At 41.8% G+C, this 12,865-nt stretch carries 7 protein-coding genes; 1 reads left to right on the forward strand and 6 read right to left on the reverse strand.

The genetic code is table 11. The features are described 5' to 3' along the window. Positions 1-197: 197 nt before the first annotated feature. On the forward strand, positions 198-974 hold the full coding sequence (locus B4A24_RS01070) for an IclR family transcriptional regulator (protein ID WP_293941530.1): 777 nt from the start codon (positions 198-200) through the stop codon (positions 972-974). Positions 975-980: 6 nt separating this feature from the next. Here the strand turns inward: B4A24_RS01070 and B4A24_RS01075 are convergent, their stop codons facing one another. Genes B4A24_RS01075 through B4A24_RS01100 form a run of 6 tightly spaced genes read right to left on the reverse strand, consistent with a single transcriptional unit; the run spans position 981 to position 12,858 of the window. After that, a complete protein-coding gene (locus B4A24_RS01075) occupies positions 981-2,561 on the reverse strand; it encodes a sodium:solute symporter family transporter (protein ID WP_293941533.1) in 1,581 nt (526 codons plus the stop codon). Beyond that, the gene (locus B4A24_RS01080) at positions 2,558-3,652 is read right to left on the reverse strand and encodes a Gfo/Idh/MocA family protein (RefSeq protein ID WP_293941535.1); all 1,095 of its coding nucleotides are present in this window, start codon (positions 3,650-3,652) and stop codon (positions 2,558-2,560) included. Before B4A24_RS01080 ends, B4A24_RS01075 begins: the two co-directional genes overlap by 4 nt. Position 3,653: 1 nt before the next feature. Next, on the reverse strand, positions 3,654-6,170 hold the full coding sequence (locus B4A24_RS01085) for an L-rhamnose mutarotase (RefSeq protein WP_293941538.1): 2,517 nt from the start codon (positions 6,168-6,170) through the stop codon (positions 3,654-3,656). Then, positions 6,160-7,905 (reverse strand): RagB/SusD family nutrient uptake outer membrane protein, encoded by a 1,746-nt coding sequence (locus tag B4A24_RS01090; RefSeq protein ID WP_293941541.1) that lies wholly within the window; start codon positions 7,903-7,905, stop codon positions 6,160-6,162. Before B4A24_RS01090 ends, B4A24_RS01085 begins: the two co-directional genes overlap by 11 nt. Positions 7,906-7,909: 4 nt before the next feature. Continuing rightward, a complete protein-coding gene (locus tag B4A24_RS01095; RefSeq protein ID WP_293941544.1) occupies positions 7,910-11,041 on the reverse strand; it encodes a SusC/RagA family TonB-linked outer membrane protein in 3,132 nt (1,043 codons plus the stop codon). 38 nt (positions 11,042-11,079) lie between these two features. Continuing rightward, on the reverse strand, positions 11,080-12,858 hold the full coding sequence (locus B4A24_RS01100; RefSeq protein WP_293941547.1) for a RagB/SusD family nutrient uptake outer membrane protein: 1,779 nt from the start codon (positions 12,856-12,858) through the stop codon (positions 11,080-11,082). Positions 12,859-12,865: the final 7 nt, after the last annotated feature.

Consider the following 12,865-nt stretch of genomic DNA (forward strand, 5'->3'; position numbering starts at 1 on the left):
CCTGTATTTAATTATTGATATTATTGTTTATAATCTTTTCCCTTCTAATGCTTTTTCCCAAAGGAAAAGCGGTTTATAATATTCAAATATAAATACAATATTTGAATATAAAAATTTAACATGCTTTTTTGAGAAGCTAAAAACTCATAAATACTTTTTCTATCTTTAGCCCGATCATTTGTAAGCAAAAACATATTATGATAGCAAATAGCTCCGATAAATATAGAGCACCAGCGCTCGAAAAAGGATTGCAGATCCTTGAATTTCTGGCCTTACAACCAACAGCACAATCCCAATCCGAGATCGCCTTGGGCTTGCACCGAAGTCCCAATGAAATCTATCGCATGCTTGCATCACTGGAGTCCAACGGGTACATTCATCGTGATCCAATTTCATCTAAATATTCGCTTTCACTGAAGCTATACTATCTTTCGCACCGGCATTCCTTTGTAGAGAAACTACGGGCAACTTCATTACTACCGATGCAGGATACGTCCAACGAAATCAAAGACCCCTGTCACCTCTGTGTTATTTACGACAATCAGGTAATGGTCATCGCTTACGCCAGAGGTTCCTCGCCCATCAGCATCATGATTGAGGAAGGCAACCTCTACAACACGTCCCAGACCGCGTCTGGGAAGCTCCTTTTAAGTTTTTCCGAGGCTAAAAAAAGAAAGACCATTTTAGAGGCCGATCCTTATTACCGCAGTTTGAAGAAAGCAGAACGTCTGCAATTTGATAGCGACCTAGCCGATATCAAACGCAAAGGTTTTTATGAGATGCCCAGCGCATACGCGGAAGGCATCATCGATATTTCTGTTCCCATCGGAACCAGCGAAACAGGCATCATCGCCTGCCTCACGGTTTCAAAGCTCGTTCGACGTCAAATCGGGCAGAATATGCCCACCGAAACTATTGTTGAAAGTTTAAAAAAATGCAGATCACAAATTGAATCCAATCTAGGATTAACTTGACAGAGGCTATTTAAAATAAATATATAATAATAGCATAACCACAAATAACATTGCCCAGGCAGTCTTGACGCGGCCACTTGGTTTCTCCACAGTGATATCGTACATATCCCTATGTTCCATTTCATAAACCGACTTGGGTACCCAGTATGCTAGGCCTATTCCAATAATAAGTAGCAGCATAAATAGACTAAAGGAAAGCATTAGATAATGCGGCCAAAAGGAATAAACATCTTTTGGGAAAATCCAGAGATAACATACACCTGTCCCCAGGCTCAGTACCGCACCAAAAGTCAAAATCGTATTGATTGCTGCTCGATTGGTTCTTTTCCACAACACGGCCATTAGAAAAGCAACAGCTAAAGGTGGCGCAATAAATCCGAGAATAGACTGAAATACATCGAAAAGATTGAGCCCTTTAATTTGATCAATCGCCAGGGCGACGAAAACTGAAGCTAGACAGCCGATGATGACCGTATAACGTCCTACCTGGGTGATTTGCTTATTGGTTGCATCTGGCCGAATATGCTTAAGATATATATCCATGGTGAAAACAGTACTCAAAGAATTAAGCGACGAACCAATGGTGCCCACCAATACAGCAATTAACACCACGATTACCAATCCATTCAGGCCTGTAGGAAACAGGTTGGTCACCATCGTCATATAAGCAAGTGATGGGTCTTTAAGTCCCGGAAATAAAACCGAACAGATGATACCGGTGAGGATAAACAGCGGCAAGGAAAGTATCTTGAGCCAAGCGATAAAGTTAATTCCCAGCTGCCCCTGTTCGAGATTCTTTGCACCCAAAACTGATTGTACCATGGCTTGATCCGTACAGAAAAAAGCGATCGCTGCCACCGGATAGCCTAAAGCGATCGCATACCAGGGATAATCTGGATCACTTGCCGGTCTGATCAACGACCAATAATTGGCGGGAGTCTGTTGCATTAAAGAACTTATGCCACCGATTTTGGAAAGTCCCAGGAAAGTCAGAAAGGCCGACACGGCGATCAGCAAGATCATCTGAAAGATATTGATTTTAGCAACTGTCTTTAATCCACCCGTATACGCAAACAGACCAGCTAGGGAGACTAAAACAGTAACCGATTGCCACATTGGAATACCTAAAATCTGCCGCACTAAAAATCCGCCAGCAAACAGTCCCAACGACAACCATGAAATAAGCATTTTTACCAATGAATACCAAGCCAGGATAGTTTGCGTATTTGGACCGAACCGCTTGCCCATAAACTCGGGCAAGGTGCGGACTCCGGTAGAAATATAGCGTGGCGCAAACACCACCGCCAACAGGAAAAGATAGATAAAAGCATACCAGTCAAAATTGACCGCAACGATGCCCGTTGTATAGCCTACTGTAGCAAAAGCCAGCAACATGGATGGTCCGACGTTAGTCGCCCACATATTGAAGCCAATACTGTACCAGCTTAAGGATTTGCTGGCCAGGAAGTGTTCTGCCCCTTCTACCTTTTTACGGGATGACAGGAGGCCGATTGTCAGTAATGCTAACAAATAGACTACGACGATGCAATAGTCATAAATGGTTAACTTGTCTAAGATACTATTCATCTTCCTAAGCTCAAATCGACACCATATCTTTCCAGCAGTTCCTTTGGACGGACAGGCTTTCCTGTTGTCAATGATTCATCCATAGCTTGCAATAAGGCTATAGTACCTATACCCTCTTTCATATCTGGGGAGGCTTCCTCTCCAGTACGGATGGCTTTTGCGAAGTGCTCCAGGTAATTTTGATATTCACCTGCATGATGGCTTTTTCCTTCGAAACGGAAGTAATGCTTTAGTTTATGCTCCCATGTCAGCATACGTTCTTCGCCCGTTTTATCCGTAATTGCATACCGGAGGTCCATATAATCTGCCTGACTAGCACCTTCGGTCCCCCGTAAAATGCAGCTCATCTCACTATCCCTTGTGACAGGCTGCACAGGCCCGGTATACGCACCACTTACTCGGGCTACACGGCCATCTTCGGCTTTGAAAATAAAATGCATGGTGTCTGGATTTTGAAGCCCTCCTTTTTTTCCGTTGGCGCTCAGCATGCCATATCCCATCACCTCTTCAATATTCGGTAGATACCAGCGGATAAAATCAACCGGGTGACTCAGCCCACCGTAAAGCCATTTGAAGGAAGACTGCAAAGACCAAGGCTTCTCCAGAAACCAGCGGTGATCAGCATGATAATAGCCTTCGATGGTAATCAACTCACCGATCAGTCCGGCTTCAAAATCTTCTCTTTGTTTCTTCACCGGTTCAAAAAAACGGGAGCTCTGTCCAACAAATACACGCTTATTTTTCTGAGCTGCGAGTTCCAATAAACCATTGGCATCGGCCAGATTATCAATAAATGGCTTGGTGCAGATCACGTGTTTATCGTGCGCCAGCGCCAATCGGATATGCTGTGCGTGAAGATGATCCGGCGTATAAATTGCAATAGCTTCAATGCTTTGATCATTAAGCATTACTTGATAATCATTGGTATAATCATGAAAATCAAATTCTTTCATGCGTTTGCGTCCTAGGTCTTCGTTCAGGTCGCAGATCTTGACCAAATCGATATATGGACTTTGTAGTGCCGCAGACATCGTGCTACGTCCTTCGCCAAGTCCTAAAATTCCTAATTTTAACTGTTGTATCTGTTCCATTTTATTGTTTATAAAAAATCCATGTTTCATTCACTCCCGTTCCGGGAATACCTTCCTGATAGGTCCCCATAAGTTTGTTCCACTCCATAACCCGTGGATTGTCCCTGGTCGTCAGCTGATCGATTGTTTTAAAATCCTGACCTTTTGGAAAAGAAATATATAACATAAGCTGTCTTCCATTGCGGTAGACCAATACCTCGTCAAAGCCGGCTTTACAGAACCCTGCTGCAACTTCGGGCCATTCTTTAGTTTGATTTTTATGGGCTTCAAAATAAGCCTCCTGTTTCGATTTATCGTCCACCAGTTGTGCGGTAAGTAACACAAAATCGATGTCTTTCACTTTCTCGGCTCCACAGTTGCTCCGATCGAACGTATAAAATAGATCATTGAACAACTTATAAGAAATTGCCGGATAATTGGCTACCCAAGCACTCGATATTTTCTTACCGATCTCATCGTCTGTCATCAGCAAGATGTAATCCTTCCAGCGATATACCTGGCTGCTATCGGCTCCTTGTTTAGCAAAAAAATCTTTGATTTCAGTCAGTTCAAGCTGCTTTTTTACATCATGGATCTGGAAAAATACAGGTTTGGTAAAAGGAATATATGTATTGAAAGCTACATTTTTAGGTACTGATCGTTTTTCAGACAATAAATAGGCATAACGTGGACCGATGCCAGCTTCTTCTTTGACCCTGGCATCCGCCTCGGGTCCATTCTTTATCCACTCAACACTCGGCCCATTGGCATTTCGCAATATTTTATTGGATGGGAACCAGTTGTTGCTGACATTCATATAGGCTGAGCCTTCATCGGTATAGAGATAAAACCAATGTTCAGGAATATGCGCATAAGGCGACACATAGATACTGTCGATATAATTTTCCTGAATTTTTGTTCCGGGCTGAGCCGATAAGGTGTAAATACCGGCTACATCATACATGTATTTGCCATAACGTGTAATCTTATTTTTGAAAACACGATTATTACGCATAGCATTGACTGTCGGTGTCCAGCCCCAGCCCAAGCTAATGCCTGTGTACGGAAGATCAAGCAATTCATTGTTTGTAATAGCTACATTGCGGACAAAACCAGCGCCAATCCCTACAGTTCCCCAATCCTCATTCCCAATATCTTGGATTAGATTATTGCTGACCACAACACCATCTGTCAAGATACGCTCGTCGCTGGGCTGAAAAGGCAGATGTGCTTCAACTTCCTCATCTGAAAACTGACCGAGCAGTACACCCGATCCGCCGATCTCCTGAAATAGATTTCCAATTAGACTATCCTTCAGGTTGCCCTGCCGATAGTCAATGCCTGTTGCTGCCAAATGGGAAAACCGGCAAGCTGAAATATTGGTAAAGGCCGTATGGCTAAGCATGACTGCCGCTTGTGGCCGGCCCAGCCAAGCTTGATTTTCCAATCCCGCTTTATCCCTGGTGCCTGGTTTAGCCAGTTTATAGGCGTCCAAAAAATACATTCCCGCCTGTAAGGCGACGTGTCCGTAGTAGTGCGGCCTTAACCAGGAGCTGTGCTGAAATTGAAGCCCTTCGATATATACATGACGAACAGGTGATTCCAAAGTTCCTTGCATCCTCAGGATCGTTTCAAGATAGGGCGCTACAACATGTAACTTGCTTAAGTTTTCATCAGGTCTTTTATAATAATATACTTTATGGTTTTCCTCATCCAAAAACCATTCTCCCGGCTGATCCAAAAATTCAAGGGCATTGACCAAACGAAATGCAGAGTTGCCATATTCCTTAGACAACCAAGGCTTAGGCCAAGGGTGTTCATTCTGTAATTTACCTTCCGGTTCATGAAAAAATAGTGTGGTACTATCTTTTGTGACTACCGCCTCACGAACCCGGAGCTGCGCTATTGCCCACCACTGATGGATAAAAAACTCCATACCGGCCTTATAGGCAAACCTTTTCGGTAACACGTTCGGAATGACGGCCGCTTGTTTTTGAAAATCCCAATTGATGATCCGGGGTAAGTGGGCATCATCGTGACTTTCGGCACGGATTGCTTTACGTGAACCAACCCACAATTGACGGAAAGGGAAATACTTTCCTCCGGACTGAGGGGCATCTGCCACCACGATATGCTTAGCAATAGCAGGATCCAATCTCTTTTCACTTTTTACTTGCCGCCAGTCTGTAACAGAAATCCCGCCCGAAAATATGGCTTCGTTGCCTACCGCTTTTATCCATGTCGGACTTTCGGCTGTTCCGCTGTCTTCAGGACGGATAAAAATGGTCTGAGTAGGCACATATACTCCGTCCTGAATCCAGATTGTGATTCCATGCTGCATGCGCGGATCGTTTAATCGTCGCCATTCCCTAGCCTCACGCAGGGCATCCTCCAAACATGAAAATGGAGCTCCCGGGCTGCCATCCCGTTGTTCCTTGTTGCTTTGTTTACCCACATGGATTTCTCCTGTCTGTGCCGACAGACTACAGATCGAAAAAAAAGCGAAAATCCATGCGAGAACTGTTTTTCTAATATCCATTATTTTGACCAAATTCGCTAGGGTTAGTAATTACATCCAAAAACTGTTGTGGTATCGGTCTATTAATATGATAAGGTTGCATGAGCGTAATATCTTGATTGTAATTTTTGACATAATCAACCAGTTTATGTGTACGTTTCAAATCAAACCATCTAATATGTTCACCACATAATTCTCGTGCTCTTTCTTCTAATATAAAATCCAAATTAAGGTCAGCTTCAGCGACCAGCATCTCATTCTCTTTTCCCAGTAATGCGGCACGTTTTCTTAGTACATTAATAAGATCTTTCGCTAGCGTCTTATTTCCAGACGAGCGCATCATTTCTGCTTCAGAAGCAATCAAATACATTTCTGCCAGTCGCATCAATATAACGTCCTTTGATCCAACCTGCGATCCTATTTCGGGTAGATCTGGATCATCATATTTAGTTAGGGTAGGGAAATGTACATTAAAATGAGCATTAGTATTTACCTTATTTCCGGTATAGATATCGTCAATATCAACAATTGCGTAGGAGCCATTCCTTTTATCCTTTGAGATTTTTTTCTTCGTAAACCAGAGTGCTAGATCACCGCGATTTAAAGAAGTTCCAGCCAAACTTGCCGGTTTTTCAAAAGCAGCTAAATCGTCTATAGACCAGTTATACTTATCCACATTGAGATAGTATTTCTCCCTGAACCAGTCATCATATCTCCTATCTTTGCTTTCATCAAAAAGTTCAAGTAAATGTCGCGTGGGCATAAAACACATCCCTCCAGAATTTGAATTTCTATCAGCTCCATAACTAAGATCTCTGACCATTCCCGCTTTTCCTGAATATTTGGCTTTGAACCAAATATGAAGTCTATTGGGATTATTGGGCTGCGGGTTAAGTGAATTTATTGTGGAGTGGGTAACCGTAAATAATGCTTCCTTATTATTTTTATTATTTGAAGGTTTAAAGACTTGTGCAGGTGTTTCATAAAGTGCAGTTTGCAACTCACCCTGATGATTAATTACATATTGCGCCGCAGTGGAAGCAAGTCCATAATATTTATCTTTTTCCGCAACGGAACTCTCATAAGCTACTCTGGTCAATGCGATTCGAGCTTTCAAGCCATAGGCGGCCTTCAGCGTTGCTCTACCAATATCTGTTACTGGAATTGGATCAATCGGCAGATTTGAGATTGCCACTTCAAGGTCTGCAAGCATCAAATCATACAGTGCCGATACAGATGACCGATGTGCCGTTAATTCGACTGTTTTTGTTTCAGTCGTACGCAAATCCACTTCCCCAAACTGTTCTACTAAATGCCAATAGGAAAATGCCCTCAAAAAAGACATTTCGCCAATACGTGCTTTTTTTTCTGCTTCATTCTTAAAACTAACTTGCTGAATCCGTTCCAGGCCCGCATTGCAATAATTTATGATTTCGTAAAAGCGATTCCAAGTGTTTCGTATTTGGCCAATCGTAGAATTCAGCCCATCATATTTGGTCATCTGGCGACCATATCCCGAATTCGCTATATTAATCCAAAGATCAGTACCACCTTCAGTTAACATGAGTATATCTTCCCGTCCATAAAATTGTGAGCCATAATAAACATAGGCTGAATTAACTAAGGAATTGATCCCTTCTTCGCTAGAAAAAACAACCTCAGCAGTTGTTCCACCAGGATTAAATTCCTTTAGACTACACCCACAGACAGAAGAAATGACTCCAAGGGCAACAATAAATTTTATATATATTCTCATTTTATTAAAAATCTAAGTTCACTCCAAATACAAATTGTCTCAATAGCGGGCTTTTTGCAGATCCACCTCTTTCAGCATCATAATTACGGACGAGGTCACTTTTTGTCCAGGTAAATAAATTATTACCTGTCAGATAAAAGCGTAATGCATTTATTTTCATTTTATCCGATATGGCTTTAGGCAACTTATAGCCTAAGGTTACAGTTTTGAGTTTGATATAAGACGCATCTAAATAACTATAGGTCTGGTAACCCAAGTAATTATAAAAATTGGTCAAACTAGGTCTTGGAAAATCATTCGTAGGATTTTCTGGCGTCCAATAGTTAAAATAAGCAGGTTGATTGCCCTTTCCCTGCGGATCATATGCTCCCGTCAATTCATAATCCATCATCTGACCCCAACGAGCAATTGCATAAAATGATAGGTCAAAATTCTTGTAAGCAAAAGAATTATTTAATCCTAAAGTCCATTTTGGAGACGTACTTCCAATATAAGTCACATCATTTACGTCATCAATAACAAAGTCACCATTCAAGTCAGCCAGCTTAATATCACCAGGCTTAAATGATTGTGTTTTATTAGCATCTTTAAAATAACGAGAAGCTTCTTCAGCTTCATCAGACTGCCAGATTCCCAATCGTTTGAACGTATAAAAAGATTGAAGAGGTTTGCCAATCAATAGACTTTCAGTCTCCCTTGTTGTAGCTCCTATGATATCTCGTCCATCAATAAGATCCAGGATTTTTTCCTTGTTTGCGCCAAAAGTAAAATCCGTATTCCATTTTAAATTTTTGTCGATATTTTTGGTGTGCAAGATCAATTCTATCCCTCTATTGTTTGTACTCCCTATATTTTGATAGATTTGAAAGGGAGTATTATTACCTGATCCCATGGATGTAGGCAATGTTCTTGGCAACAGAATATCCGTTGTTTTAGTATCATACAGGTCCAGTGTTAGATTAACACGTCCAGAAAATAATTGCGCATCCAATCCTAAATTCCATGATGCAGATCGTTCCCACCCTAGATTTTCATTTCCGATGAGCGTGTTATATACATGATAAATGTATCCTTGATCCTGAAATGCTGCATTGGAAAAACTCGTAACACCCGATTGAGTACCATATTCACTAATCCCTGAATTCCCCGTTTGGCCATAACTCGCTCTAAGTTTTAGTTCGTTTATTGTTTTCAGATTGAACCAGTGCTCGTCGCTCACGCGCCATGCTGCTGCAACAGAAGGGAATGATGCCCATTTTTTGTCGTTAGACAAACGAGAAGCGCCATCCCATCGATTAGATACAGTCAACAAATACTTTCCTTTGAACGAATAGTTTGCCCGCAATGCGTAGGATAAAGTTTGGCTTTGGACAAATCCCGACCGAATCACATAGGATTCTTTATTGTTTGCTCCGATGTTATGCCATAGTTGCTGTGGTACCAATTGCCCTGTCCCCTCCATATAAGACGAATTCAGTTTAGATTGTGTCCAAGAGGTGAGTGCCGTAACATTAAAAGAGTGATCTTTCAACAAAAAATTATAGTTGGCAATATTATCCCAATTAATAAATGTGCGGTCATTGCCAAGAATACTCGCCAGTGAAGACGGAAATTCTCCGGCGCGATCGATAGAGCTTTCATTAGCAAAATCGTAATTTTTTCGATAAGATAGATTTACTCCTAGATTTGAACGAAAGGTAAACCCTTTAAAAATATTAAGTTCGGCAAATCCGTTGGTTATAATATTTGTTGTCGCAATACGATGTTGAGCTGTAAACTCGCTCGCTTCATCCGCCAATGGGCTAACTTTACCTTCACGTCCCAAAGGCCATAATACGACCTTTCCTTGGTCATCGTATGGTAGTCCCAAGGGAACATTTGTAGCAGCACGCCATAGTACATTTTCAGCTCGGTTACTTCCCTGATATCTTGTAATCTGTGAATTTGTGCCCACTTTAACAAATGCCCCAATATTTTGGTCAACATTTAACCTCAAATTATATTTGTCTAATGCATCATTCTTAAAAGACCCTACCTCACGGTAATATCCTCCTGACAACAATCCTTTTGTATTGTTATTGCCTCCGCTGACTGAAAGTTGATGGTTCTGGACAAAACCGTTATGAAACACCTCTTTTTTCCAGTCTGTCCATTGGTTCTGTTGTAATGCAGCCCATTCACCTACAGTAAATAACGTTTGATCATCCGATACATCCGTCCATTGTCCGGCAGTTTTAGCGGCTTCGCGTCTTAGCGCGATATAATCTTCCCCTTGTCGCATTTCAGGATATTGAGCCCAACCGTTTACACCAACATAACCATTATATGTAACTAAGGGCTTACCTTCACGTCCCTTTTTAGTTGTAACAATAATAACCCCATTCGCTCCTTGTGAACCATAAATTGCAGTAGACGAAGCGTCTTTCAGAACATCAATTGATTCGATATCCTGTGGATTAATATCACTAATATTTCCCCCTTGCATACCATCAATAATAACCAATGGGCTATTCGCTCCTTCTGCTTTCGATAGTGATCTCTTACCTCGTATATTCATATTTAATCCAGCGGTTGCGCTACCTGATGCTCGGGTTATATCCAATCCTGGCACTTGTCCTTGGAGAGATTCCATTGCATTTGAGGCCGGAGAACGAACTATATCTTCAGATTTTACAGAAACGACGGATCCTGTAAGATCTCTCTTTTTCACTTTACCATAACCGATGACGACAACTTCCTCCAATGCCTGGTCATCCTTAGCCAAAATGATATTTAAAACTCCTTCGGATTTCACAATCAAGACTCTTTCTTTATACCCAACTGAAGTGGCTTTAATAGTGGTCTCGTCCCCCAACATCTTTATGACAAACTCCCCCGCATTGTTTGTCGACGTTGAAAGTACCGAATTGACCATTGAAACCGTTGCACCAACGATGGCTACCCCCTGTTCATCTGTGATTTTACCTTTTATTTCTTTTATTTGTCTCAGCTGCTCTTTATAAACCGAAGCAAAACTAGTTTTAGGGGCTCCCAAGATCAGGCAACTACCTAACAGGAATAACATGGGGTACGCTGCAGAGGTTGATCTTGGTTCCTGTCCCCCTCCTTTACATTTTTCTTTAGCATTACACATCATAATTTAAGTTTTTGGTTTTTGGTTTATATTGCTAAGGACTAATAGCCATTGTTCTGAAGAAATTCACCTGAGTTACTAATGGCATCCATCTGTCCTTGCGGAATTGGTCGGAGGCCGTGTACGCCATCCTTAAAATATTGTCCTACATCGGGATTGACCGCCATCAGATAAGACCGGTTCAATTTGCCCATGCGTTTCAAGTCATACCAACGTGTATACTCACCACACAGCTCACGAGCGCGCTCATCCAGTATAAACTGGGCTGTGATATCTCCAGCAGTAATCTGCTTGGCCCCGACCCGGTCGCGTAATACATTGATGTAGTTAGCTGCTGTTCCATTTGCACCATTCAAGTGAAAGGAAGCTTCGGCGGCAATGAGGTATACTTCGCCCAAACGCATAACAGTAGCATAGGCGTCGCTGGTAAAATTGTTTGTTTTGGGACTAATTAACGAGCCCGAATTAAATTTTACCAAAGATGGATAGAAACTAATGAATGGATTATCCACCTGCCCAGGCTGCTGATTTGTCCGTGTATATTTCATTTTGACCTTATTATCCGATCCATAGACATCTTCTAGGTCAAGCCAGATATAATTCTGTTGAAATTGCATCTTTTTTTCTTCGGCATAACCAGTCTCTCCCTCGCGGGAAACTTTGAGCGCTAAGGCTCCTTTCGGGAGATTAGTTCCTACAGCAACAGCATTTGCATCACGATCGAACTGCACAATAGCATCCCTGCTCCAATTGTAATCAGCATTGGAAAGCCACTGCGTCTGGAAAGAAATCGCATATCTTGGATCTAAGGTATTATCATCATTTTTAAATACATCAAGCAGATATTTGGTCGGCATAAATGTTCCTCCGGACCATCGGCCAATTTCGGTCTGAAATCCGGCGGACTGTATCGCTCCAAATGTCGTCGGCGTACAATAGAACCGTTTAAAATCATTGTTGTGATCGTATACGTTGGTGGATCCATACTCCTGAGAATAAGGAATCTGGTAAAGTGCTTCGGCGTTTTTCTTGTTATTTGCCGCATTAAAATTGTCTATAAAGGAGGCGTACAAGCGTACATTATAGTCCGCCTGATTATCAATCAATTTTTTTGCCGTCTGCAATGCTTCCTCTAGGTACTGATTGGTATTATATTCTTTTGTTTGCAAACAGGCCTTGGCCAATAGCCCCAATGCAGCCTTTTGGCTTGGTCGTCCAGCTTCTGTTGGCCCTACCGGCAAGTGTTCTACAGCATACCGCAGGTCAGGCAGGATACATTTTTCATAAATTTCCAGCACAGGTGTACGTATGGCGGCAGTATTGGCAGTCGTTGTCTCCGTTAGGTTAAGCGGACAAGGACCAAACTGTTCGACCAGATGGAAATAATACAATCCTCTTAAAAAATAAGCTTGGGCAACTTTCTCCAGTTTTTCCTGCTCATTGGAAAAATCTTTAACCTGATCCACTCTACCGATGACGATGTTGCAATAATTAATAGCATCATAAGCACCATTCCAGTAGTCCTTGGCCATGTTAATGTCCATTGAAGCATTGGAAGCATATTTTAAATAATTTTGGTTGTTATTTGAATTGAGATCAGCCGTCCATAAATCAGTCCCGCCTTCAGTAACGAGTAAAAAATTTCGTCCGTAGAAGTAACGTGGCAGATCAAAGTAACAGCTATTGATCAGTTTATCGAAACCGGCTTTATTTTCCGCGACCTTATCCACGGTGACGCCAGAAGGGTTGTATTCGTCAAGAGAACAGGAATTCAGAAACAGACCTGCACATAGCAGTATATTGAAGTATTTGATTTTCATAACATAT

Origin of the sequence: Sphingobacterium sp. UBA7249, assembly GCF_002472835.1 — a bacterium.
Classification (GTDB): Bacteria; Bacteroidota; Bacteroidia; order Sphingobacteriales; family Sphingobacteriaceae; genus Sphingobacterium; species Sphingobacterium prati.